Origin of the sequence: Phaeovulum vinaykumarii (genome assembly GCF_900156695.1) — a bacterium.
Taxonomy (GTDB): domain Bacteria; phylum Pseudomonadota; class Alphaproteobacteria; order Rhodobacterales; family Rhodobacteraceae; genus Bieblia_A; species Bieblia_A vinaykumarii.
On record NZ_FTOM01000004.1, the window covers coordinates 221,319 to 245,626 of the forward strand.

Annotated in this window: 16 protein-coding genes; 11 read left to right on the forward strand and 5 right to left on the reverse strand. The window is 70.2% G+C overall.

Annotated features, from left to right (window positions below):
* The first annotated feature begins 93 nt into the window (after positions 1 to 93).
* The 3 genes from BW949_RS10550 to cysK all read left to right on the forward strand — a co-directional run bounded on the left by BW949_RS10550 (position 94) and on the right by cysK (position 2,266).
* On the forward strand, positions 94 to 462 hold the full coding sequence (locus BW949_RS10550) for a CidA/LrgA family protein (RefSeq protein ID WP_076365857.1): 369 nt from the start codon (positions 94 to 96) through the stop codon (positions 460 to 462).
* A complete protein-coding gene (locus tag BW949_RS10555; protein ID WP_076365859.1) occupies positions 455 to 1,171 on the forward strand; it encodes an LrgB family protein in 717 nt (238 codons plus the stop codon). The genes BW949_RS10550 and BW949_RS10555 overlap by 8 nt, the downstream gene beginning before the upstream one ends.
* A gap of 132 nt (positions 1,172 to 1,303) precedes the next feature.
* Complete coding sequence (gene cysK / locus BW949_RS10560; RefSeq protein WP_076365861.1) at positions 1,304 to 2,266, forward strand: cysteine synthase A; 963 nt, start codon at positions 1,304 to 1,306, stop codon at positions 2,264 to 2,266.
* 63 nt (positions 2,267 to 2,329) lie between these two features.
* Here cysK and selD read toward each other — a convergent pair whose 3' ends face one another.
* Together selD and mnmH are read right to left on the reverse strand one after the other, a co-directional pair.
* The gene (selD, locus tag BW949_RS10565) at positions 2,330 to 3,403 is read right to left on the reverse strand and encodes a selenide, water dikinase SelD (protein WP_076365863.1); all 1,074 of its coding nucleotides are present in this window, start codon (positions 3,401 to 3,403) and stop codon (positions 2,330 to 2,332) included.
* A gap of 31 nt (positions 3,404 to 3,434) precedes the next feature.
* Entirely contained in the window at positions 3,435 to 4,481 is a 1,047-nt protein-coding gene (gene mnmH / locus BW949_RS10570) for a tRNA 2-selenouridine(34) synthase MnmH (protein WP_076365865.1), read from the reverse strand.
* 242 nt (positions 4,482 to 4,723) lie between these two features.
* Here mnmH and BW949_RS10575 point away from each other — a divergent pair, with 242 nt between their 5' ends.
* Positions 4,724 to 5,836, forward strand: a complete 1,113-nt coding sequence (locus BW949_RS10575) for an NADH:flavin oxidoreductase/NADH oxidase (RefSeq protein ID WP_076365867.1) — start codon at positions 4,724 to 4,726, stop codon at positions 5,834 to 5,836.
* A 129-nt stretch (positions 5,837 to 5,965) separates the two neighbouring features.
* On the opposite strand, the gene katG is transcribed toward BW949_RS10575, so the two are convergent.
* Complete coding sequence (gene katG / locus BW949_RS10580; RefSeq protein ID WP_076365869.1) at positions 5,966 to 8,140, reverse strand: catalase/peroxidase HPI; 2,175 nt, start codon at positions 8,138 to 8,140, stop codon at positions 5,966 to 5,968.
* Between the two features lie 186 nt (positions 8,141 to 8,326).
* Between katG and BW949_RS10585 the strand changes: the two genes are divergently transcribed.
* Both BW949_RS10585 and BW949_RS10590 read left to right on the forward strand, forming a co-directional pair.
* A complete protein-coding gene (locus BW949_RS10585) occupies positions 8,327 to 9,268 on the forward strand; it encodes a hydrogen peroxide-inducible genes activator (protein ID WP_076365871.1) in 942 nt (313 codons plus the stop codon).
* 232 nt (positions 9,269 to 9,500) lie between these two features.
* Entirely contained in the window at positions 9,501 to 13,994 is a 4,494-nt protein-coding gene (locus tag BW949_RS10590) for a sensor domain-containing protein (protein WP_083947717.1), read from the forward strand.
* A gap of 23 nt (positions 13,995 to 14,017) precedes the next feature.
* Here BW949_RS10590 and BW949_RS10595 read toward each other — a convergent pair whose 3' ends face one another.
* Both BW949_RS10595 and BW949_RS10600 read right to left on the reverse strand, forming a co-directional pair.
* Positions 14,018 to 15,994, reverse strand: a complete 1,977-nt coding sequence (locus BW949_RS10595) for an acyltransferase family protein (RefSeq protein WP_076365875.1) — start codon at positions 15,992 to 15,994, stop codon at positions 14,018 to 14,020.
* A gap of 705 nt (positions 15,995 to 16,699) precedes the next feature.
* Positions 16,700 to 18,844 carry a methyl-accepting chemotaxis protein gene (locus tag BW949_RS10600; protein WP_159440062.1) on the reverse strand — a complete coding sequence of 715 codons (2,145 nt, stop codon included), beginning with the start codon at positions 18,842 to 18,844 and terminating at the stop codon, positions 16,700 to 16,702.
* Between BW949_RS10600 and BW949_RS17045 the strand changes: the two genes are divergently transcribed.
* From BW949_RS17045 to phnC, 5 genes are all read left to right on the forward strand, one after another.
* A complete protein-coding gene (locus BW949_RS17045; RefSeq protein ID WP_159440063.1) occupies positions 18,788 to 19,111 on the forward strand; it encodes a hypothetical protein in 324 nt (107 codons plus the stop codon). The two genes, BW949_RS10600 and BW949_RS17045, sit on opposite strands and share 57 nt — an antisense overlap.
* Positions 19,112 to 19,364: 253 nt before the next feature.
* On the forward strand, positions 19,365 to 21,143 hold the full coding sequence (locus tag BW949_RS10605; RefSeq protein ID WP_076365879.1) for an alpha/beta fold hydrolase: 1,779 nt from the start codon (positions 19,365 to 19,367) through the stop codon (positions 21,141 to 21,143).
* A gap of 582 nt (positions 21,144 to 21,725) precedes the next feature.
* Complete coding sequence (locus BW949_RS10610) at positions 21,726 to 22,289, forward strand: YbhB/YbcL family Raf kinase inhibitor-like protein (RefSeq protein WP_076365881.1); 564 nt, start codon at positions 21,726 to 21,728, stop codon at positions 22,287 to 22,289.
* A 673-nt stretch (positions 22,290 to 22,962) separates the two neighbouring features.
* Positions 22,963 to 23,289 carry a hypothetical protein gene (locus tag BW949_RS10615; protein ID WP_076365883.1) on the forward strand — a complete coding sequence of 109 codons (327 nt, stop codon included), beginning with the start codon at positions 22,963 to 22,965 and terminating at the stop codon, positions 23,287 to 23,289.
* A 162-nt stretch (positions 23,290 to 23,451) separates the two neighbouring features.
* Complete coding sequence (gene phnC, locus BW949_RS10620) at positions 23,452 to 24,273, forward strand: phosphonate ABC transporter ATP-binding protein (RefSeq protein WP_076365885.1); 822 nt, start codon at positions 23,452 to 23,454, stop codon at positions 24,271 to 24,273.
* Positions 24,274 to 24,308: the final 35 nt, after the last annotated feature.

Consider the following 24,308-nt stretch of genomic DNA (forward strand, 5'->3'; position numbering starts at 1 on the left):
TCCTGTCCACGGCCCTCCCGATTGGCCTGTCCGGGACGGGGATGACCAGAGCCCGGTTCACCCAAAGCCCCACCCTCTTTCACGGAGACAGCCATGACCGGCGTCCTGACCCTGATCTTTGCCTGCCAGCTGGCCGGCGAATTCGTCGTGAGCGTGCTGGCGCTGCCCTTGCCGGGGCCGGTGCTGGGCATGGTGTTTCTGTTCACGCTGCTGATGATCCGCGGCGGCGTGTCCGAGCCGCTTTCAGAGGTGGCCGGGGGGCTGGGCCGGGCGATGTCGCTTCTGTTCGTGCCGGCGGGCACCGGGGTGATGCTGCATTTCCGCGAACTGGGCCAGGAGATCGCGCCGCTGGGCCTGTCGATCCTGGTCTCGACGGTGCTGGCCATCGCGGTGACGGGGCTGGCGATGTCCTGGCTGGGCCGCGCAACCCGCGCGGATGCGGAGGGCACGCGCGATGACTGACCTGCACGCGACCTGGGTCTATCTGAGCACCTCGCCGCTCTTTCACCTGACGCTGACGCTGGCCAGCTTCCAGGCGGCAAGCTGGCTGTTCGAACGCAGCGGGCGCAAGCCCTGGCTCAACCCGGTGCTGGGCGCGGTGATCGTGAACGTGGCGGTGCTGCGCCTGACCGGCACCGATTACGCGACCTATTTCGAGGGCGCGCAATTCGTCCATTTCCTGCTGGGCCCGGCGACGGTGGCGCTGGCGGTGCCGCTTTACCGGCAATGGCAGCGGGTGCGCCGCTCGGCGCTGGCGATCACGATCAGTCTGCTGGCGGGGTCGCTGACGGCCATCGTCTCGGCGGTGGCGGTGGCCTGGGCGCTGGGGGCGCCGCCGGCGCTCCTGGCCTCGGTCGCGCCCAAATCGGTGACCGCGCCGGTGGCGATGGCCATCGCCGAGGAGCTGGGCGGGCTGCCCTCGCTCACCGCGGTGGTGGTGATCGTGACGGGTATCCTGGGCGCGATGATCGGGCCGATGGTGCTGGATCTGCTGCGGGTGCGTGACTGGCGCGCGCGCGGCCTGGCCATCGGCACTGCCAGCCACGGCATCGGCACCGCCCGCGCGCTTCAGGTCAACGAGACCGCAGGCGCCTTCGCGGGCCTTGCCATGGGGCTGAACGCGCTGGCCACGGCGCTGGTGCTGCCGATCCTGTGGGGGCTGTTCATCTAGGCGCGCGACGGGCGGGGATTGTGGGGCGGGAATTGTCGGGCGGGGATTGATTGTGGGGCGGGGATTGTCGGGCGCCCCCTGATCGCGGCATACTGCCCCCGATCACCCGCCCCAATTGCCAGGGAGCCCGCCATGACCCGCATCTTCGCCGACAATTCGATGGCCATCGGCAACACGCCGCTGGTCGCGCTGGGACGCATGGCGCAAGGCGCGGGCGCGCGCGTCCTGGCCAAGATCGAGGGGCGCAACCCCGCCTATTCGGTCAAGTGCCGGGTCGGCGTGTCGATGATCCGCGCCGCCGAGGCCGAGGGCCTGCTGACCCCCGGCCGCGAGATCGTCGAGCCCACCTCGGGCAATACCGGCATTGCGCTGGCCTTCGTCTGCGCCGCCCGCGGCATCCCGATCACGCTGACCATGCCCGAGACGATGAGCCTCGAACGGCGCAAGCTGCTGGCCGCCTATGGCGCGCGGCTGGTCCTGACCGAGGGCGCGCGCGGCATGGCCGGGGCCATCGCCCGCGCCGAGGAGATCGCGCGCGATCCCAAGTTCCTGCTGCTCCAGCAATTCCGCAACCCCGCCAACCCGCGCATCCACGAGGAAACCACCGGCCCCGAGATCTGGGCCGACACCGGGGGCCATGTGGATATCCTGGTCTCGGGGGTGGGGACCGGCGGCACGATCACCGGCATCTCGCGCCACATCAAGCGCACGCTGGGCCATCCGCTGGTCTCGGTCGCGGTCGAACCCGCCGCCAGCCCGGTGCTGACCCAAATGCGGGCGGGCGAATATCCGCGCCCTGCGCCGCACAAGATCCAGGGCATCGGCGCGGGCTTCGTGCCCGAGGTGCTGGACCTGACGCTGATCGACGCGGTCGAGACCGTCACCGATGCCGAGGCGATGGAAACCGCCCGGCGGCTGGCGCGCGAGGAAGGCATCCTGTCGGGCATCTCCTGCGGGGCGGCGGCGGCGGTGGCGCTGCGGCTGGCGCATCGGCCCGAGAATGCGGGCAAGACGATCGTGGTCATCTTGCCGGATTCGGGCGAACGCTATCTGTCCTCGGCGCTGTTTGCCGATCTGTCGGAGGGCGGCGCCTGAGGCGCGCAAAACCTCACGTCTTGCGCGAACTTTCGCGCGCAAGACGATGATGCAAAAGCAAATTCAAAGAATGGTCAGCCGCGGATCGGCACTGGGCGCACCGACGCGCCCGATCTGCGCAGCCTCGGCAAAACCGGCCTCGGCAAAGATCGCCAGCACCCGCGCGGCCGCCTCGGGCGCGCAGGCCACCAGCAGACCGCCGCTGGTCTGCGGGTCGGTCAGAAGCGCCCGGTCCAGATCCGAGATCCCGTCGCCCAGCACCACGCCGTCGCGGCAACTGGCCCAGTTGCGCCCCGAGGCGCCGGTGACATGGCCCGCCGCCGCCAGATCGCGCACGCCCGGCAGAAGCGGCACCGCGGCCCAGTCGATCTGGAGATCGCAGCCCGACCCGCGCGTCATCTCGAGCGCATGCCCGCAGAGCCCGAAGCCCGTCACATCGGTCATGGCATGCACGCCCCCGAGCGCCGCCAGCGCCGGCCCCGGCGTGTTGAGCCGCGTCGTCGTGGCGATCATCTGCGCGTAAGCGGTCGCCGACAGCACGCCTTTCTTGAGCGCGCCCGACATCACCCCCACCCCCAGCGGCTTGCCCAGGATCAGCACGTCGCCCGGCCGCGCGCCGGCATTGCTGCGCACCTGATCGGGATGGACAAGGCCCAGCGCCACCAGGCCATAGATCGGCTCGACCGAGTCGATGGAATGGCCCCCCGCGACCGGGATGCCAGCCGCCGCACAGACCGAGGCGCCGCCGTCGAGAATGGCGCCGATGGTCGCCGTCGAGAGCGTGCCGACCGGCATCCCCACCAGCGCCAGCGCCAGGATCGGGCGCCCGCCCATCGCGTAGACATCGCTCAGGGCATTGGTCGCGGCGATGCGCCCGAAATCGCGCGGGTCATCCACGATGGGCATGAAGAAATCGGTCGTGGCGATCAGCGCCTGGCTGTCGTTGAGCCGATAGACCGCGGCGTCGTCCGAGGTCTCGATCCCCACCAGCAATTCGGGCGGCGCCGGCAGGACGGCGGTCTCGCGCAGGATCCGCGACAGCACGTCGGGCGCGATCTTGCAGCCGCAGCCGCCGCCATGGGCCAGCGTGGTCAGGCGCGGTTCGGACGCGGCGGGGGCTTGGGTGGGCGCGGTCATCGGGGGCTTCCTTCTGGCAGTCGCCCCCAGCCTAGCGCGACGCGATCTCCCGCGCCAGATCGCGCGCAAGCCCCGCCAGATCGCCGGGCGCCAGGCCGGGCGCGGGCAGCACCGTCGCCGGGGCGCCGATGCGGGCGCGGTGGCGGTTGTAGCGCGGGTCGTAATGGGCCGCCATCAGTCCCTGGGCCAGGGTGGCGAAATCGCCCGCCCGCGCAGCCTGCATCCAGGTCTCGATCGTCTCGGCGGAATGGAAATGGCGCAAGCTCTCGATGCGGGCCAGAAGCTGGTCGGGGTCCGCGGTCAGATCGGCATAGGCGCGCGTCAGATAAGCGGCGCGCGCGGCCAGGGGGGCCGCGATCTCGATCCGCGGGGCGGCGCACATCGCCCGCCACAGCCCCGGCGGCAGGCGACATTCCCCGACCTTGGCGCTTTCGGCCTCGACCACGACGGGGCGCGCGGGATCAAGCGCGCTCATCGCCATGGCCAGCCGCATCTCGAACAGCTTCTGCGAGGGTTGCACCCCCATCGCCCCGAAGAGAGACCCGCGATGCCCGGCCAGCCCCTCGAGGTCGATCACCTGCACGCCATGTTCGGGCAGAAGGTTCAGCAGTTCGGTCTTGGCGCTGCCGGTGTTGCCATCGAGCACGATCACCGGCGCGGGAAAGGGCCGGTCATAGAGCGCCTGCACCACCAGCCCGCGCCAGGCCTTGTAGCCGCCCCGGACCAGCTCGACCCGCCAGCCGATCTGCGACAGGATCGTGGCAAACGAGCCCGAGCGCTGCCCCCCCCGCCAGCAATAGACCAGCGGCCGCCAGCCACCCGGCTTGTCGGCCAGGGGCCCCTCGAGATGGCGCGCGGCGTTGCGCGCCACGATGGCCGCGCCGATCTTGCGCGCCATGAAGGGCGAGACCTGCTTGTAGATCGTGCCGACGCGGGCGCGTTCGGCATTGTCCATGACCGGCAGGTTGATCGCGCCGGGCAGGTGGTCTTCGGCATGTTCGGCGGGCGAGCGCACGTCGATGATGTCGTCAAAGCCCTGTGCGGCCAGATCGCGGAGAGAGGTGAGTTCAAGCGCCATGCCCCCTGATAGGCGCGTGCGGGGGGGATGCAAGATGTCGGCAGGCCGCAGCCCCCGCCTGCGGCCCCCCTGGCGCCCTCCGCTCCGGCGCCCTTCCACGTCGCGCCCCGCCCTGAAAACGGACCCGGTGACGGCGGCGGACCTGCTCGAAAGGACGGCTTGACGGATGCCCGTTTGCCCGTCTGGATGAAAAAGGTGCCCATTTCATGTCCTGTCCGCATTTTCCTGTCACGGAGCCGCCCATGCCCCAGCCCGTCCTGTTCCGGCCCTTCCCCGTCGAAGGCAGCGGGCTTGTCCTGTCCAATCGCATCGTGATCGCGCCCATGTGCCAGTATTCGGCCGAGAACGGGCAGATGAATGACTGGCACCAGATGCATCTGGGCCAGCTGGCGCAATCGGGGGCCGGGCTTCTGACCATCGAGGCCACGGCGGTCACGCCCGAGGGACGCATCACCCATGCCGATCTGGGCCTGTGGGACGAGGCCTGCGCCGCGGCGATGGGGCGGGTTCTGGACAGCGTGCGGCGCTGGTCGTCGATGCCGCTGGCGCTGCAACTCAGCCATGCCGGTCGCAAGGGCTCGTGTGCGCGGCCGTGGAAGGGGGGCGCGCAGCTGCCGCCCGGCCATGCCGACGGCTGGCAGACGGTGGCGCCTTCGGCCTGCGGCTTCCTGCAAACCGACCTGCCGCCGCGGGCACTGGACCTGTCGGACCTGGCCCGCCTGCGCACCGCCTTTGCCGAAGCGGCCGCCCGCGCCGGGGCGCTGGGTCTCGATGCGGTGCAGATCCATGCCGCGCATGGCTATCTGCTGCATCAGTTCCTGTCGCCCCTGTCGAACCAGCGCAGCGATGCCTATGGCGGCAGCCTCGAGAACCGGATGCGCTTCCCGCTCGAGGTGTTCGACGCCGTGCGCGCGGCCTTTCCCGCCGACCGCCCCGTCTCGGTGCGGGTCTCGGCCACCGACTGGATGGAGGCGGGCTGGGATCTCGAGAGCACGCTCGCCTTGGCCCAGGCGCTGGAGGCCCGCGGCTGCGGCGGCATCCATGTCTCGAGCGGCGGGCTCGACCCGCGCCAGGCCATCGCCATCGGGCCGAATTACCAGGTGCCGCTGGCGCGCGCGGTCAAGGCGGCGGTCAAGATGCCGGTGGTGGCGGTGGGGCTGATCACCGAACCCCAGCAGGCCGAGGCCATCGTGGCCACGGGGGACGCCGATTTCGTGGGGATCGCGCGGGCGATCCTCTATGATCCGCGCTGGCCCTGGCATGCGGCGGCGGCGCTGGGCGCGCAGATCGAGGCCGCGCCGCAATATTGGCGCAGCCAGCCCGCAACCCAGCGTGATCTTTTCCGCCAGGGCTGAGCCTGCCCGTCCCGGACAGGGGCGCACCCCGTCACGAAAAGGCCCCGCGCCCCCGAAAGGGGACACGGGGCCGCAGATCCCGCCCGGCCCCGGATCGACCGGGACCGGGGATGTTGCCGAACGCCGCGCTCAGACCAGATCGAAGCGGTCGGCGTTCATCACCTTGGTCCAGGCGGCCACGAAATCCGCCACGAACTTGCCGGCGTTGTCGTCCTGGGCGTAAAGCTCGGCATAGGCGCGCAGGATCGAATTCGACCCGAAGACCAGATCGACGCGCGTCGCGGTCCATTTGGCCTCGCCCGTCTTGCGGTCGCGGATCTCGTAGAGGTTCCGCCCCGTGGGCACCCATTTCCAGGCCATGTCGGTCAGCACGGTGAAGAAGTCCGGCGTCAGCGCCCCCACCCGGTCGGTGAACACGCCATGCGCGGTGCCGCCGTGGTTGGTGCCCAACGCCCGCATCCCGCCGACCAGAACGGTCATCTCGGGCGCGCTCAGCCCCATCAGCTGCGCACGATCGAGAAGCAGCTCCTCGGGGGCGACAACGTAATCCTTCTTCTGCCAGTTGCGGAAGCCATCGGCCACCGGCTCCAGCACGTCGAAGGAAGCCGCGTCGGTCATCTCGTCGGTGGCGTCCCCGCGGCCCGGCGCGAAGGGCACCTCGACCTCGAAGCCCGCCGCGCGCGCGGCCTGCTCGACCCCGACATTCCCCGCCAGCACGATGATGTCGGCCAGGCTCGCCCCGGTCTCGGCGGCGATGGGCTCCAGCACCGACAGCACCCGCGCCAGGCGTTCGGGTTCGTTGCCCTCCCAATCCTTCTGCGGTGCCAGACGGATGCGTGCGCCATTGGCGCCCCCGCGCATGTCCGAGCCGCGGAAGGTGCGCGCGCTGTCCCAGGCGGTGGCGACCATATCGGCCACCGACAGCCCCGAGGCCGCGATCCGCGCCTTGGCGGCGGCGACGTCATAGCCGGTCGCGCCCGCAGGCACCGGGTCTTGCCAGATCAGATCCTCGGCCGGCACCCAAGGACCAAGATAGCGCGCCTTCGGTCCCATGTCGCGGTGGGTCAGCTTGAACCAGGCGCGCGCGAAGACCTCCGAGAAATAGGCCGGATCCTTGTGGAACCGCTCGGAAATCTCGCGGTAGATCGGGTCCATCTTCATCGCCATGTCGGCGTCGGTCATGATCGGGTTGAGCCGGATCGAGGGATCCTCGACATCGACGGGCTTGTCTTCCTCCTTGATGTTGACGGGCTCCCATTGCCAGGCGCCGGCGGGGGATTTCTTCAGCTCCCACTCATAATTCAGCAGCAGGTGGAAATAGCCGTTGTCCCATTGCGTGGGATGGGTGGTCCAGGCGCCCTCGATGCCGCTGGTCACGGTGTTGCGCCCCACCCCGCGCGAGGTGGTGTTGAGCCAGCCCAGGCCCTGATCGGTCACATCGGCAGCTTCGGGGTCGGGGCCCAGCTCGGCGGCATTGCCGTTGCCGTGGCATTTGCCCACCGTATGCCCACCCGCGGTCAGCGCCACGGTTTCCTCGTCGTTCATGGCCATGCGGGCGAAGGTCTCGCGGACCTGAAGCGCGGTCTTGAGCGGGTCGGGCGTGCCGTTCACGCCCTCGGGGTTGACGTAGATCAGCCCCATCTGCACCGCCGCCAGCGGGTTTTCCATGGTCGAGGGGTCGTCCACGTTCTCGTAGCGCGCATCCGAAGGCGCCAGCCATTCCTTTTCGGCGCCCCAGTAGACGTCCTTCTCGGGGTGCCAGATATCGCTCCGGCCAAAGGCGAACCCATAGGTCTTGAGGCCCATGCTCTCATAGGCGACGGTCCCGGCCAGGATGATGAGATCGGCCCAGCTGAGGCGGTTGCCGTATTTCTTCTTGACCGGCCACAGCAGCCGGCGCGCCTTGTCCAGGTTGACGTTGTCGGGCCACGAATTCAGCGGCGCGAAACGCTGGTTGCCGGTGCCGCCGCCGCCGCGACCGTCCGCCGTGCGATACGAGCCCGCCGCGTGCCAGGCCATGCGGATCATCAGCCCGCCGTAATGGCCCCAATCGGCCGGCCACCAGTCCTGGCTGTCGGTCATCAGCGCCTTGAGATCGGCCTTCACCGCCTCGAAATTCAGCCCCTCGACGGCCTTGCGATAGTCGAAGGCGCGGCCCAGCGGGTCGGTCTTGGTGTCATGCTGGTGCAGGATGTCGAGGTTCAGCGCATTGGGCCACCACTCCATGACCGAGGCACCCATCGCGGTGTTGCCGCCATGCATGACCGGGCATTTGCCGCCCGACTGGATGTCATTGCCGTCCATCTGTCTCTCCCTTGTTTTCCGTGTCGCGTCACTATCGGGAGCAGGCGCGCGGGCCCGCCCCGATCGGGCCGCGGAGCGGCCTTTCCCGGGGGGCGGATGCGCTGTCCTCCCCTTGTGCTGCGACCATAGCAACACCGAGCCATTAGGGGAATTTTCATTTTCCAATGGCTGCGATATGCAGTGCCTATGAATAACATCTCCATGCGACATCTACGTTACTTCGAGGCCCTGGCCCGGCACCGCCATTTCGGGCGCGCGGCCGAGGCTTGCGCCATTTCCCAGCCGGCGCTGTCGCTCCAGATGAAGGAGCTTGAGGAGATCCTGGGCGCCCCCCTGATCGAGCGCGCCGCGCGCCAGATCCGGCTGACACGCTTAGGCGAATCGGTCGCGGCCCGCGCGCGCGACATTCTCAGCGCGGTCGAGGAGCTGGCCGATCTGGCGCGGGGCGCGCAGGCCCCCCTGGGCGGTCAATTGCGGCTGGGGGTGATCCCGACCATCGCGCCCTATCTGCTGCCGCGGCTGATCGGGGCGCTGGGGGCGCGCTATCCGGGGCTGGACCTGCGCCCGCGCGAGGCGGTGACGCGCAAGCTGATCGAGGATCTGACCGCCGGGCGGCTGGATGCGGCCATTCTGGCGCTGCCGGTGTCCGAGCCCGCGCTCTGCGAGACCCCGCTCTTCGAGGAGGAATTCGTCCTGGTGCGCCCCCGCGCCGAGGCCGGCCAGCCCGTGCCCTGTTCGGACCGGCTGCGCGAGATGCGGCTTTTGCTGCTGGAGGAGGGGCATTGCTTCCGCGATCAGGCGCTGTCCTTTTGCAAGCTGTCGACGCAGGGCACGCGCGAGATGATGGAGGGCTCGTCGCTCTCGACGCTGGTGCAGATGGTGGGCGCGGGCATCGGCGTGACGCTGATCCCCCAGATGGCGGTCGCGGTCGAGACCGCCGCCGCACCTGTCGCGGTGGCGCGGCTGAACGCGCCCCGGCCCAGCCGCACCATCGGCATGGTCTGGCGCCGAACCTGCCCGCTGGCGCCGCAGCTGGCCGAGATCGCGGATCTGGTGCGCAGCTGCGGCAAGGAGGCCGCCGCCCTGCCCGCCATTCTGCCCGCGCCCGCGGCCCCACCCGCGGCCTGAGCCACCCGCGGCCTGAGAAAGCCCGAGACGCGCCCGAACGCCCCGCCCGAATGCCCCGCCTGCCGCCCCCCGGCACCCGCCAGACCGCGCCACTGCGGCGCGCCGGGCACGGCCGTGGAAGGAACGGGCGGGAAATCACCTTCCGGTGCGTCATTCGGCTGACATCTGAATTGGAACGTGTTATTCAGCCACAGGTTGTTTCGATTTCATTTGGTGTCGGGGAGGAGATCAGGTGGCTGTCGTCCGGCTCGGAACTCGTGCCGTGCGTTCGCATGCCGCCCCGGCATGTTCGAGCACAGGTTCGCTGGGCGGCTTTGCCGTCGGCACGATCGAAACCGATCTGAACGGCAGGATCCGGGCGGTGTCGGCGCCGGCACTTTCGGGCACGATCGGGGCGCTTTTGTCACGCGACGGCGATCCCGTCGGCCGCAGCCTCTTCGAGCTGATCCACGACACCAGCCACGACGCTTTGCGCGCCTGGTTCACCGACCGGAACGCCCGCCCCGGCCCCGCGCCCCCGCTCTGTGTCGATCTGCGCGCCGGAACCGACGGCGGCCAGCGCGTGCTGATCCTGGGCGAGGTCGTTGCCCCGCCCCAAGACGTTCCCCCGCCTCCTGATGCTCCCCCGCCCGCCGACGCACCGCCCGACGCCCTCCGCCTGCGGCTGCATCTGGCCGATCTCGGACCGCTGCTCGAGGAGGGCGTTCAGCTGCGCGCCGATATCGAGCGGCTCTCGGCCATCGTCGAGGGCGCCGACACCGGCACCTGGGAATGGAACGTGCAGACCGGCGAGACCATCTTCAACGACCGCTGGGCCGCTATCGTGGGCTATCGCCTCGAGGAGCTGGAGCCCACCAGCATCGACACCTGGACCGCGCTGTGCCACCCCGACGACCTCAAGCGCTCCGAGGCCGAGCTGGCACGCCATTTCGCCGGCGAAACCGACTGGTATGACATCGAGGCCCGGATGCGCCACAAGGACGGGCGCTGGGTCTGGGTGCGCGCCGTCGGCCGGCTGCGCAGCCGCCTGGCCGACGGCCAGCCCGAATGGATGTGCGGGCTGCACCGCGACATCGACCAGCGCAAGCAGGGCGAGGCACGGCTGGCGCGCTCCGAGGAGCTGATGCGCCGCGCGGGCATGCTGGCGGGGCTGGGCTATTGGGAATACGACGTCCAGACCCAGGAGGTCTTCTGGTCGGACGAGACCTGCCGCATCCACGGCTGCGCGCCCGGCCATCAGATCCGGATCGAGGACGCGATCGACTTCTATGCGCCGGACGCGCGCGAGACGATCCGCACCGCGGTCGAGCGCGGGCTGAACGACGGCACGCCCTGGGATCTGGAACTGCCGCTGCGGCGCCTTGACGGCACGACCGTGTGGGTGCGCGCCGTCGGCGAGGCCACCCGCGAGGACGGGCGCACCATCCGCCTGAGCGGCGCGCTTCAGGATATCTCGGAACGCAAGGAAACCGAGACCCGGCTGATCCGCATGGCCGCCGAGGCCGACGCCGCCCGGCGCGACCTGGAAGCCCGCGAGGAGATGCTGCGCGCCTCGACCCTGTCGGGGGAAATGGCGCATTGGACCGTCCTGCCCGAACAGGATGAGGGCTGGGCCCCCGACGAGACCTATCGCCTGATGGGCTATGAACCCGGCGACTATCCGGCCACGCGCCAGGGCTGGCGCACGCTGCTGCACCCCGAGGATTGCCCCATGAGCGTGGGCGCCATCGACCGGCTGATCGCGGGCGAGACCCAGATGGTCCAGATCGACCAGCGCATGCGCCACAAGGACGGCAGCTATCACTGGTATCGTTGCATCGCGCGGCTGATCGACGACCCCGGCCGCCCGGTGCGGGTGTCGGGCGTTCTGATCAACATCGACCACATGAAGGACAGCGAACGCCGGCTGGCCGAAACCGCGCAGGAGGCCCGCCGCGCCCGCGACCGGCTGAACACGCTGGCCGACAATACCCCCGGCGCGCTGTTCGAACACCGCGAGCATCCCGACGGTCGGGTCGACCTGCCCTATTTCAGCGCCAAGCTGCCCGATCTGCTGGGCGTGTCGGCCGAGGACATGCAGGCCGATGGCGCCGCCGCGGCGCGCAACATCCACCCCGACGACCAGGCCGAGATCGCCGCGCGCATCGCCCATACCCGCGAAACCGGCGAACCGCTGATCTGTCGCTACCGGCTGAACCACCCCGTCAAGGGGCTGCGCTGGATGATGCTGTCATCGCTGCCGATGCGCATGCCCGACGGCGCGACCATCTGGTGCGGCAATGTCATGGACGTGACCGAGCAGACCGAAGCCGACCGCCGGCTGTCGAACACGCTGGCGGAATTGCGCACCAGCCACGCCCGGCTCGACGCGGTGGTCGAGAACATCCCCGGCGCGCTTTTCGATTATCGCCGCGGCCCGGACGGCACGCGCCGCTTCGAATTCTTCAGCAGCAAGATGCCCACGCTTCTGGGCGTCTCGGCCGAGGATCTGCGCAAGACCCCCGAGGATTTCATGCGCAACATCCCCGAGGAAGAACAGGCCGCGATCCGGGCCGTCTTCGAGACATCGATGCGCGACCTCAGCATCATCGACTTCGATCACGCGCTCGATCACCCCGAAAAGGGCCGCCGCCGGATCCATGTCTGGGCAAACCCGCAGCGCGACGACGACGGCACGACGATCTGGCTGGGCAAGGTTCTCGACATCACTGAACAGGTCGCCACCGAGAAACGCGCCGATGCCGCCGTGACCGAATTGCACCGCGCCCATGCCCAGCTGGCCTCGATCGCCGATATCGCGCCGGTCGGGCTTTATGAATTCCGCCGCCAGCCCTCGGGCGCGGCCGACTTTCCCTATACCTCGGCGCGGTTCAACGAATTGGTGGGCTTCAGCCGCGAGGAAATCGTCGAACTTCAGGACCGCATCCTGGAACGCGTCGACCGCGACGACTGGCCCACCTTTGCCGACGCCACCGCCGCCAGCGCGCGCGATCTGTCGCCATGGCGGATGCGCTTTCGCTTTCACCACGCGACCCGCGGCCTGCTGTGGCTGTCGGGGGCCTCGACCCCGCGCCGCGAGGCCGATGGTTCGGTCGTCTGGACCGGGGCGCTGCACGATGTCACGCTCGATGTCCTGCGCGAGGCCGAGCTGGCCCAGGCGCACCGGCTGGCCGACCGGATGCGCGCCCAGAACGAACATCTGGCCTTCCACGACGGGCTGACGGGCCTGCCCAACCGGCGTTATTTCGACCAGATGCTGCGCGAACGCTTGCAGGAGGTGGCTGCGGGACGGGCCCGCCAATGCACGCTGATCCAGATCGACCTCGACCATTTCAAGCAGGTCAACGACACGCTGGGCCATCAGGCCGGCGACATCGTCCTGCGCCGCGTCGCCGAGATCCTGCGCGAGAACATCCGCGAGGCCGACTTCGCCGCGCGCGTGGGGGGCGACGAATTCTCGGTCATCCTCGAGCCCGCCACCACCGAAGATCAGGCCCGCGGCGTGATCGAGCGGATCCGCGCCCGCCTGGCCGAACCCTTCAGCCACGAGGATCTGGTGATCCGGTGCAGCGCCAGCTTCGGCATCGCCAGCACCGAGAACTCGAGCCGTCGCGCCACCGACCTGCTGCAACTGGCCGATGCCGCGCTCTATCGCGCCAAGCAGGGCGGCCGCAACCGCATCGAATTCTACTCGCTCAAGCTCGAACGCGAGTTGCAGGGCAAGCGGCGGCTGGCCGAGGACGTGCGCAGCGCGCTGGAAAACAACGAGATCGAGCCCTTCTTCCAGCCGCAGGTCTCGGCCAAGGACGGCACGCTGGTCGGCATCGAGGTGCTGGCGCGCTGGAACCACCCCACCCGCGGGCTGATCGGGCCCGACGCCTTCATGCGCGTCGCCGAACAGCTGCATCTGGTGCCCGAGATCGACCATGCCATGATCCTGCGCACGCGCCTGTTGATGCAACGGCTCGATGCCGAAGGGGTGCTGCTGCCCAAGGTCAGCTTCAACGTCTGCTCGGGCAGCATGCATGATCCGGGCATCATCCGCAGCGCCTGCGAATTGTCCGAGGCCGGCTATTCCATCGCCTTCGAGATCGTCGAGAATGTCCTGGTCGAAGAGGAGGACGCCGTTTTCTGGCACCATCTCGACATGCTGAAAAGCGCCGGGATCGGCATCGAGATCGACGATTTCGGGTCGGGGCATACCTCGATCATCGGGCTGATGGAGATCGCGCCCTCGACCCTCAAGATCGACGGGCGGATCATTCGGCCCATCGCCCGCGAGGCCCGCGCCCGCAATCTGACGCGCACGATCATCGACCTGGCCGGAGGCCTGGGCATCCACACGATCGCCGAAGGGGTGGAAACCGCCGGTCAGGCGGCCACGCTGCGCTCTCTGGGCTGCGACGCGCTGCAAGGCTATCTCTATGCCCATCCGATGTCGGCGGCCGATCTGACGCGGTTCCTGACCTCGGGCGGGCGGTTGCCGGCGGCCGAACCCGGCGACACGGCGGGAACGAAGCACGCGGGAGGGGGCGCCAAGACGCGCGGCCGGCGCGGGGCGCGCGCGGCGGGCATGGCACCGAACGGGAACGCGACGAATGGGAACGCGAAGAATGGGGACGCAAGGGACGCCGCCTCTGCGGTCGCGGGCGGCGAGGGCGGCCCGGACACCGGTTCCGCGCCCCCTCCCGCGACCGACAAGGGCCGCACCCCCGACGCGTGCTGATCGCCCAGGCGCCTGGGCCGGCCTCACTGTGTCCGCGCGCCCTTTCCCGCGACAAAGGCGGCAAGATCCGGGCGCGCGGCCAACGCGCCCGCCAGCCAGTCGATCCCGGCCAGCGTCAGGTGTTGATTGTCCCAGAACATCAGCCGGGGCAGCCCGCCTTGCGGGTCGGCCCAACCGACCCGGCAGAGCGTCTCGGCACAAAACAGCGGGAATTTCGGCACGAAGAGCCAGCCGTTTTCCGCCGCCCAACCGGCCAGCGCGGCCTCGCGGGCACGGGGGGCGCCGCGGCGGCTGACCTGCGTCTCGGGCAGGAAAAGCGCGCCCGCTTGCGTCACCAGATCGGGGTCGCCCAGAAGCTTGCGCGCCAGCGACCCGCGCGCGATCGGGCTTGCGCCGATCACCGCGACGGGCAGGCCCAGGGGCGACAGGACCGCGGCGGTTGCCGCCAGGGCCGCGGGCGGCGTCTCGGGCCAATGCGAGGCCAGCACCACCGAGACGGCGCCCTGCGCACGGGCCAGTTCCAGCGTGCGGCCCAGTTCGGGAAAACAGCGCGACGAGCGATAGGCATGATCGGCCAGCGCCGGGCATGAGGATTGGTGCACCAGCACGAAGGCGCGCTGCGGGAAGGCGCGGCGGAGCGCCTGGAACACATCGCGCCCGTGGCTGTCGCCGACCACCAGAACGAAGGGCGCGCGCGGCCGCGCCGCAAGGCAGGCGCGCACCATGCGCGCGGCGGCGGCGGGGCCGTCGGCGGCGGCGGTGTCGTAGCTGCATTGCCAGCCCGCGACGGCACGATCGGCACCCGTCGTCTGCGCCATGTAGGCCGCACGCGCGGCGTCCACCCGATCGGCCATCGCGCGCCAGCCGGCCAACGGCAGATCGGCGCGCAAGGCGGCACCCCCGCCCGCCCAAAGGCCCAGCGCAAGCGCCGGGGCCAGCGCCCAGAGCGTGACGATCCGTGTCGGGCGCAGCCATTCGGCGCGGCGCTGCGGCGGGGTCTCGACCCAGCGATAGCTGAGCGCGGCGGCCAGGATCGACAGCAGCACCATGCCGACCAGCAGGCCTTCGGTCGCGCGCTCGGCGCTCAGCTGCGCGGTCACGATCAACGGCCAATGCCACAGATACATCGAATAGGAGCGCAGCCCCAGCCAGCGCGACCCGCGCGCCCCCAGCAGCCTCAGGAACGGGTCGCGCGGCGCCCGTGGGGCGGCCAGAACCAGCGCCGCCCCCAGCACCGGCGGCAGCGCCCAGACCCCCGGAAAGCGCGTGCCCGCATCATAGGACAGCGCCGCCCAGAGGATCAGCCCCAGCCCCAGCCCGCGCGCACCCATCGCCGCCCACAAGGGCCCCGCGCGCGGCCCGCACCACAGCCCGACCAGCCCGCCCACGCCGAATTCCCAGAACCGGGGCGGCGTGGTGAAGAAGGCGGCCTCGGCCCGGCCCTCGACCATCCACAGCGACAGGCCCAGCGACATCACGCACAGGACCGCCAGCAGCGCCGCGACACGGGCGGGGCGGCCGCGCACCAAGCCCAGCAGGAAGGGTGTCAGCAGGTAGAACTGGAATTCGACCCCCAGCGACCAGGTGTGCAGCAAAAGCTTTTCGGCCGCGTCAGTGTCGAAATAGCCCGCCTGCGCCAGAAAGACCTGGTTCGACACGAAGAGGCCCGCACCGGCCAATGTGGCCAGAAAGTCCGAGAACCGCCCCGCACCCAGCAGCAGCGCGGCCGCCCCGGCGGCGAAGACCAGCACCGGCAGCAGCGCCGGAACCAGACGGCGCAGGCGGCGCGCCATGAAGGCGCCGAAGGTGAAACGCCCCTCGGCCTGGGCGCGCACGATCATCGGGATGATGAGATAGCCCGAGATCACGAAGAACACGTCCACGCCGACGAACCCGCCGCGGAAGTCGTTGAGCTGGGCGTGAAACAGCGCCACCAGCAGCACGGCCAATGCCCGCAGCCCGTCCACCTCGCCCTGCCGGTCCGCCCCGTCGTGCTGCATGCACTGCCCCCCACATTCCGTCGCCGGCGCCCCTGTCGCGGCGCGCCCCGATGCCCCGCCCAGTTGGGGTCGGGTTCGCCGTCTCGCCCCGACGTGCCCTGCGCCTTGCGTTCATCGCCGACCGCGGGCACGCCCCTGCCGGGGTCTGCCCTGTCCCGGCGCGCCGCCCAAGGCCTGGCGCCAGAAGGGCCGCCCGGCACCTCGGGCACGGCCGCGCAAGGCGCCCCCGCGTCCTTGCGCTTCTAGTCCAGCCGACGGCGAAGTTTCCAGCGGAATGACGCGAAGGGCCCCCTCCTCGACGCGCGCGGGCTTTCCCGCGCCCGAGGGCAGCGCCTCACCTTGAGCGCGTGCAAGAAGGCCCGTTTGCCACTGCGCGCACGGCGCGAGGATGGCCGCCGGAGCGGCGCGCCATCGGCACCTCATGGGGGGCGCGGACCTCTGCGACACCGGCAAATCCAAAGCGCGGACCCCGAGACGCCAACGCGGCGGCCAGCGCCGCGGGAGCCGGATCGCTGCGGAAATCAACGCGCAAGGGGGCGCCGCAAGCTGTGCGCGTTTGCGCCCCGCAGGCTCGGGCCCGCGAAGGCGCCGCCGGGGCCGGGCCCGCGCGCCCTGGCGGCCCCGGAACGGCGCCGCGTTTGCGCCCGCGCGCGGCAACCACGTTCGGCGCAGGGCCCAAGATGCCGGGCCGGGAGTGGCCGACGCTCAGGCGGCCCGAGAGCCCCCCCGGGCCCCGGCGCCCTCCTGCGACAGCCGGAAGCCCGCCACCGCCCCCGCCAGCGATTCGGCTTCGCCCTGAAGCGCGCGCACGGCGGCGTTGGTCTGCTCGAAGACGGCGGCATTCTGCTGGGTGGTCCGGTCGAGCTCGTTGGTGGCGCGCGAGATCTCGGCGATCCCGGTCGAGGTCTCGCTCACGGATTTCACGATATCACGGATCTTGCCCGTCACATCCGTCACCCCCCCGGCGATCCCGCCCAGCGCACGGCCCGATTCGTGCACCAGCTCGACCCCGCGGCGGACATTGTTGTCGGCGGTGGCGATCAGCGCGGCGATCTCGCCCGACGCCTCGGACGAGCGCTGCGACAGCGCGCGCACCTCGTTCGCCACGACCGCAAAGCCGCGCCCGGCCTCGCCGGCACGGGCGGCCTCGACCCCCGCATTCAGCGCCAGAAGGTTGGTCTGGAACGCAATTTCCTCGATCACCTCAAGGATCTTGCCAATCCCCTGCGACGAGGCCTGGATTGCGTCCATCGCGGCGACGGCGCGCTGCACGACGGCTTCGCCTTCGGTGGCGCGCTCGGAGATGCCCTCGACCTCGGCCTGGGCTTGTTCGGCCGCGGCGGCAGCCGAGCGGACCGAGCTGGTCATCTCGTCAAGCGCGGCGGCGGATTGCTCGAGCATCGCGGCGTTCTGCTCGGAGCGGCGGGCCAGATCCTCGGCGGCGCCGGCAATCTCGCGGGCCGAACCGTCCACCGTCTGCGCCGAGACCGAAATCTCCTGCACGGTGTTCACAAGGCTTTCGGCGGTGCTGTTCATCGCCTCGGCGATCTCGGCGAAGACGCCCTGGAAATGCACCGGCATCCGATAGCTCAGATCGCCCTGCGCCAGATGGCCCAGCGCCACGCGCACCGCCCCCAGCCCCGCATTGGCGGCTTCACCGACCCGGTTCATGCCCGCGCACAATTCGGCAAAGACACCGGTCTTGTCCGACAGATCCAGCCGACGGGTGAAGTCGCCCGCCGCGCAGGTGCCCACGACCTCGGCGATCTCGGCGACGATGCGCGCCTCGCGGGCCATGCGCGCCTCAAGCTCCTGACACTCGGCCTCGGCCCGGGCCGCGGCCTCGGCGGCGTCGGCTCGCTCGCGCGCGTCAGCCGCGGCGCGGGCGGCGGCCTCGCGCTCGGTCGCGGCGCGGGCTTCGGCCTCGAGGCGCGCGCGCTCGATCATCGTCTGGCGGAAGGTCTCGAGCGCGGCCCCGATCGCACGGACCTCGGTGACGCGCGAGGCAGGCACCTTGATCTCGGTATCGCCCGCCGCCAATTGCCCGACCGCGCGGGTGACGGCGCGCAGGGGCGCGGCGGTCGCGCGAAAGAGCCGCCAGGCCACCAGCGCAAAGATCGCAAGGCCCGCCACGGCAATGGCAAGATTGAGCCAATGCACCTGCGCCTTTTGCTGCTCGGCCGCGGCGCGCAACCCCGCGATGCCGGTGTCGATATCCGCGTGCAGGGTCTCAAGCTGCGGCAGCAGCGTGTCATAGGCCGCCGCGGTCTTGGCCTGCAAATCGTCCAGCCCCAGCGTCAGATCCGCAAAGCGATGAAACGCCGTCTGATAAAGCGCGATCTTCTCGAGCGCCTCGGCGCGCCGGCTTTCCGACCCGAACATCGCCGCGGGAAAGGCGCCGAATTCCGCGACCCGCGCATCCAGCCGGTCGATGTATTTGGGGTCACGGCGCATGATGAAGTCCTTTTCGTGGCGCCGCATCATCAGGATCTTCACCAGAAGCTCGGGCGCCCCGATCGTGTTCACGATGTCTTCGGCGCCATGCACCGCCTCGCGCAGAGCCCCTTCCAGCCCCGATTTCTCGTCCAGGCCCAGCTGCCCGCGCACCGCGGCCAGATGCGCGAAGGCATCGCCATAGCCGGTCACGTCGGCTTGCAGGGCCGCGGCCTTTTCGCGGATCTCCCGCAGATCGAGCGTGCCCGCCGTTGTCGTCAGCGCAGCCAGGCGCGTGCCCAGATCGCGCAACAGCGCGTCATGCTCGCCCACCGCAGCGACATCGCGCGTCAGGGCGAAATGATGCTCGACCTCGCGCGCGGCGGCCAGGTCACGCTCGACCGCAGAAAGGGCCACGCCCAGCTGTTCGATCCGCGCCTGCTGATCGGACAGATCCCGTTCGACGCGCTGCTGAAACACGGTTCCACCCGCGACAAGACCCGCGCAAAGCAAGACGCAGAGAACCATGCGCGTCAGATGCGCGGAGAAATCGTTCTTCAGAAGACCTGGCATGATGGGCAACTCGTTCACAGCCTGAGCACGATCAACCTCAGCCAGAATTCCTGTCATTGGATTAAGAGCATGATGAGGATTAAGAGCATGATGAAGATTTCTTCAATTTGAACGAGCCGGCCGGCGGCGGCGGCGCGGCCCTCTCGGGGATGCCGCAGGGGCTGCGACCAAAGTGCCCAGAACCGCGGCCTTGTGCACATGCACAAGGCGCCCACGCGATTCTGATGGGAGCCATGCAACCGATGCGCTTGCCGCATCTTGTGGGTGAGATACAGTTTTTCACGGACGGCTCGACGGTCTCGGGCCGCGTATCCACGGTTTCCCGGCCCGTCCGGGGCAGGCGGCAACGGCAACAGGATCGGGCATGGCAAGGGATGCAGGACCGGCACCGGACGCGGCGCCGGGATGGGCTTCAGGCGCCGAGGCGGCGCTCTCGGGGGCTTCAGGCGCCAAGGCAGCCAGCGCCGTTGTCTGCGAGATCTACGGCGCCGCGCTCAACCCCGCCCATTACGAGCGCCTGGTCGACGCCTGGGAACGGGCCATCGCGCGCACGGGCGGCCCGCGGTTGCCGGCGCTCGACCCCGAGGCCGCGCGGCGCCATGCCGAACAGGCCGGTCAGATCCTCGAGAGCGGCGCGCCCTATCCCGATATCGAGCGTCTCTTCGCACTTTACGGCCATTTGCCGGCGCTGCTCATGTCGGCCGACGGGGTGGTGCTGCGCCTGAACGCCGAGGCCGAGGCGGCCTTGGCCGCGGGTGCCCCGCCCGAGACGGAAGATGCCGACGCGCCGGTCGAGACCACACCCGAAGATTTGGCGTTGCCGTCCGATCTGTCGCCGGCGGCGCGCTGGCTTCTGGGCGGGCGGATGCCCGGATCGGTGGTGCGCCGCATCCCGGTGCCCTTCGACGAAGGCGCGCCATGCAGCTTCGTGATCCTGTTCGACCGCGCCGCAAATGCCCGCGTCGCTGGCCAGATCGCCCGCGCCTTCGATCTGACCGAGGCCGAGGAGGAGGTTCTGTCGCTGTCGCTGCAATGTCTCAGCCGCAAGCAGATCGCCGCGCGCCGATCGGTTTCGCCCGAGACGGTCAAGAAGCAGATGGAGCGCATCTTCGCCAAGACCGGGGCGCAATCGCAGCTGGAACTGACCCTGATCAGCGCCTCGATGTATCGGGAAGGCCAGAGCACGGCCCCCGCCGCCCCGCGCGCGCCCCACCCCGGCCCGCCCTATTTCCGGGACGAACGTCACCTGCACGCAGACGGGCGCACGATCAGCTACCGCGTCTTCGGCGATCCCGACGGCCAGCCGCTTCTCTATTTCCACGGCACCTTCGGCTTTTGCCTGTGGCCCGAGAGCGCCGAGCGCGAGGCCGCGCGGCGCGGCTATCGGGTGATCGTGCCGATCCGGCCGGGCTATGGCAACACCTCGGGGCTGGCGCCCGGCACCGACACGCTGGCCGGCATCTTCGCCGATATCCGCAAGATCCTGACGCGCGAGGGGGTGCGGGCCTGCACCGCCGTCACGCTCGAGAACGACAGTTTCCTGGCCTTTTCGCTGGCCGCGCGCCACCCCGAGATCCTGCGCGGGATCGTGGCCTTTGCCGGGGTGCTGCCGATGACGCGCGACGCGCAATACCGGCGCATGGACAAATGGCACCGTTTCGTGGTCGGCACCGCGCATTACACGCCCGCGCTGATCCCGCTGGTGGCGCGCGGGGGGTTCCATTTCGCCGCGCGGATCGGGCGGGCGGAATTCGTGCGTCAGGTCTATGGCGATTCGCCCGCCGATGTGGCGCTGCTCCAGCGCCCCGAAACGCGCCAGGCCATCCTGAATGGCACCCGCGTGACGCTGTCGCCGCGCCATCTGGCCCACCGCGCCTATGCCCAGGAGATGCGCGAATTTGCCCGCGGCGACTGGGGCGGGGCCGTGGCCGGTGCGCGCGGACGGCTGCCGGTGCATTTCGTCAACGGCGCCACCGACCCGATCGCGCCGCCCGAGACGATCGCGGAATTCCGCGAGGATTATCCCTGGATCAGCTTCGAGATGCACGAGGCGGCGGGGCAGTTCATCTTCTTCAGCCACTGGCCGCGCCTTTTTGCCGTGCTCGCGGAGATGGGCCGCGAAAGTGCCCGCGATGTCGCCTGACGACCGCCTGGCGCGGGGCCGCCCCTGCGGCCAGGGGCCGCGGCCGCAACCGGGGCGACGGCGCGCGCCCCGCCCCCGCGGGCCCCACCCCTGGACCGGGCGCCGCGCGCCGCATCTGCCCTTGCGCGAAAACCCGCCCGCTGTGGAAGCGGGGGCGCAAAAGCCTGTCCTGCAAGGCCGTTGCGCCAGATCCGGCCTGCGCCGCGTGCGGGGGGATCGCGCCCCACCGCCGAGGACGGGCCCGTCCATTCCCCATCTGGGGAATGGCCGCAAAAGCGCGATTCTTCCTAGGCTTTTCCCGAAGACCCGCGGAATGGAACAGACCCCCGCGGTGACCTCCCGGTCCGCAGGCGATGGCGGGGCCGCGCCGCGGGTCTTCACAAGGAACCACATTCCGGAAGGTTCGGGCGCATGTCCGCAAGACCAGATCATTCCCCTTGCGCGCGGGCGCTCCCGGCCACTCTTCCGGCTCCCCCGGCCTTCCACTTCCGGTCTTCCGCTCCCGGTCTTCCGGCCCCTTCTTCCCGGTCCCGCGGTCCGTGCGACCCGGCGACCTTTCGTTCCCCCAAAGAGGAGTTTCCCATGACGATTGAACTTTCGCGCGCGCCCTTCGGCCTTGCGCTGATCTGCGCCACAGCGCTTGCGGCCGCCCCGGCCAGCGCCGAGATGACCCTGACCTCGCCCGATATCGCGCCGGATACGACGATCGGCGCCGATCATGTCTTCGGCGGCTTCGGCTGCACCGGCCCCAACCTGTCGCCGGCGCTGGAATGGTCGGGCGCGCCTGAGGGCACCAACAGCTATATCCTGACGGTCTATGACCCGGACGCGCCCACGGGCTCGGGCTTCTGGCACTGGTCGCTGTTCAACATTCCGGCCACGACCACCAGCCTGCCCGGCGGCATCGGCCAGACCGCCGATCTGCCCGCCGGCGCCATTGCCGCGCGCAACGATTATTCGCAAAACGGCTGGGGCGGCCCCTGCCCGCCCGAAGGCGACGCGCCGCACCGCTATATCTTCACGATCTATGCGATGCCGCAGGAGGCGCTGCCCATCGACGAGACCGCCTCGGGCGCGGTCGTGGGCTTCTTTGCGCATGTGACCGGGCTCGACAGCGCCAGCTTCACCGCCACCTACGGGCGCTGAGCCCGACCTTCGACCGGGGCCGGCCCAGGCGGCCGGTCCCGCCTTGCAATCTGGCCCCACCTTGCAATCTGGCCCGCCTTGCGCTGCGTGCGGCCTTGCGCTGCGGGCCGCCGTGGGGCTTGGGGCCCGCGCCCTGGCCCGCCCGTCTACGCGCCCGTCTCTTTGCGCACCCCGCCCCGCCGTGCCTGACGCGCAAACTGCGCGCGGGCCGCATTCCCCAACCGGGGTATTGTCAGCGCGCCCGGCACAGCCCAACCTGATCATGCCGGAACGTTTCCAGGACGCGGGTGACGCGCGCAGGGAACCCGGTCGGCTTCGCGCACAACCACGCGCACAAACGCATGCGCGGCCGCGCGTAGAACCGCGCAGACAACCGCATTCCAACGCCCCTTGGCACGGGCCCCAACACGCCGCGGCGCGCACACACGCCACGCGCGCGGCCCCCCGCGCGCGCGCATGACCCGGACAGAAAGGCCAGGCATGACGCATCTTCTGCCCCTTCCGCCCGCGTCGCGCGCCCCCGCGTCGCGCGCCCCTGCGTCGCGCCCCCCTGCGTCGCTGCCCCCCCGCGACGCTGCATCCCGCGTGCGCCACGACCGCGCGCCCCTCCCCTGCGCAACCGACCGCTGCGCAGGCTGTTCCGGCACAGGCTCGACCCTCTCACAGGAGGCGCATGGATACGATCTTATGGCTGGTTCTGGCGACCGCGCTGACGGTGCTGGGTGATTTCCTGATCAAGCAGGCCTCGGAGACGGCCGCGGGCATGCGCTCGGGAACCTTCGTGCTGGGGGGGCTGTGCTATGGCCTGCCCGCGGTGGCCTGGTTCCATCTGATGCGGGCGCATTCGCTGGCCATGGTGGCGGTGCTCTATTCGTCGACCGCGCTGGCGGTGCTGGCGCCTCTGGGGGTGTCCGTCTTCAACGAGGATCTGGCCTGGCGCGACGCGCTGGGGATCGCGCTGGCGCTGGCGGCGGTGCTGGAGATGCAGCGCAGCGCCTGAACCGCCGCCAGCGCCAGGCACGACGCCAGACACGGCAACCGGCACGGGTGCTGCGTCATTGCGGCACCCCGCCCAGGCCCACCGCAACAAAAGTTTCATCTCCTCGACACCGAACTCTTACGCAGGGCGCCCAAATCTCGCCGCGGCCAGAGGGGAGAGCGCATGGAACTTCACGTCCGCAAGGTCAGCAAGGTCTTCGGCACCAAAGCCGCAGTCGACAACGTGTCCTTCAGCCTGCGCGAGGGCGGTTTCGTCGGCGTGATCGGGCGTTCGGGGGCCGGCAAGTCGACGCTTTTGCGCATGCTCAACCGGCTGACCGACGCAAGTTCGGGACAGATCCTGGTCGATGGCACCGACATCCTGGCGCTTTCAGGCCGGGCAAAGCGCGACTGGCAGAGCCGCTGCGCGATGGTGTTCCAGCAATTCAACCTGGTGCCGCGCCTCGACGTGACGGCCAATGTGCTGCATGGCCTGCTGGGCCGGCGCGCGACGCTGCCCACGCTTCTGAACCTGTGGTCGGGCGCGGACATCGACCGGGCGCTGTCGATCCTCGAGCGGCTGGGCATCGCCCACGAGGCCACCAAGCGCGCCGAGGATCTGTCGGGCGGCCAGCAGCAACGCGTGGCCATCGCCCGCGCGCTGATGCAAGACCCCGCGCTGATCCTGGCCGATGAGCCCATCGCCTCGCTCGACCCGATGAATGCGCAGATCGTCATGGACACGCTCAAGCGCATCCAGACCGAGGACGGGCGCATGGTGATCGCCAATCTCCACACGCTCGACACCGCGCGGCGCTATTGCGACCGGGTGATCGGGATGCGCGACGGGCGCGTCGTCTTCGACGGCACGCCGGAACAGCTGACGCTGGGCGTTGCGCGCGACATCTACGGCGCCGACGCCACCTTTTCCGAAAGCGCGACCTCGACCGACATCGGCGCGCTGTCCACCGACCGCGATTACGCCGCGGCGATGCTGGACGACTGAGCCCCTTCCCCGCCCCCATCCGCCGGGCGGGGGCC

What these genes read in the sequence shown, in the direction of transcription:
- BW949_RS10550 (WP_076365857.1), top strand. Translation starts at nt 94, where the DNA reads ATGACCGGCGTCCTGACCCTGATCTTTGCCTGCCAGCTGGCCGGCGAA.
- BW949_RS10555 (WP_076365859.1), top strand. Translation starts at nt 455, where the DNA reads ATGACTGACCTGCACGCGACCTGGGTCTATCTGAGCACCTCGCCGCTC.
- cysK (WP_076365861.1), top strand. Translation starts at nt 1,304, where the DNA reads ATGACCCGCATCTTCGCCGACAATTCGATGGCCATCGGCAACACGCCG.
- selD (WP_076365863.1), bottom strand. Translation starts at nt 3,403, where the DNA reads ATGACCGCGCCCACCCAAGCCCCCGCCGCGTCCGAACCGCGCCTGACC.
- mnmH (WP_076365865.1), bottom strand. Translation starts at nt 4,481, where the DNA reads ATGGCGCTTGAACTCACCTCTCTCCGCGATCTGGCCGCACAGGGCTTT.
- BW949_RS10575 (WP_076365867.1), top strand. Translation starts at nt 4,724, where the DNA reads ATGCCCCAGCCCGTCCTGTTCCGGCCCTTCCCCGTCGAAGGCAGCGGG.
- katG (WP_076365869.1), bottom strand. Translation starts at nt 8,140, where the DNA reads ATGGACGGCAATGACATCCAGTCGGGCGGCAAATGCCCGGTCATGCAT.
- BW949_RS10585 (WP_076365871.1), top strand. Translation starts at nt 8,327, where the DNA reads ATGAATAACATCTCCATGCGACATCTACGTTACTTCGAGGCCCTGGCC.
- BW949_RS10595 (WP_076365875.1), bottom strand. Translation starts at nt 15,994, where the DNA reads ATGCAGCACGACGGGGCGGACCGGCAGGGCGAGGTGGACGGGCTGCGG.
- BW949_RS17045 (WP_159440063.1), top strand. Translation starts at nt 18,788, where the DNA reads ATGATGCTCGACCTCGCGCGCGGCGGCCAGGTCACGCTCGACCGCAGA.
- BW949_RS10605 (WP_076365879.1), top strand. Translation starts at nt 19,365, where the DNA reads ATGGCAAGGGATGCAGGACCGGCACCGGACGCGGCGCCGGGATGGGCT.
- BW949_RS10610 (WP_076365881.1), top strand. Translation starts at nt 21,726, where the DNA reads ATGACGATTGAACTTTCGCGCGCGCCCTTCGGCCTTGCGCTGATCTGC.
- BW949_RS10615 (WP_076365883.1), top strand. Translation starts at nt 22,963, where the DNA reads ATGGATACGATCTTATGGCTGGTTCTGGCGACCGCGCTGACGGTGCTG.
- phnC (WP_076365885.1), top strand. Translation starts at nt 23,452, where the DNA reads ATGGAACTTCACGTCCGCAAGGTCAGCAAGGTCTTCGGCACCAAAGCC.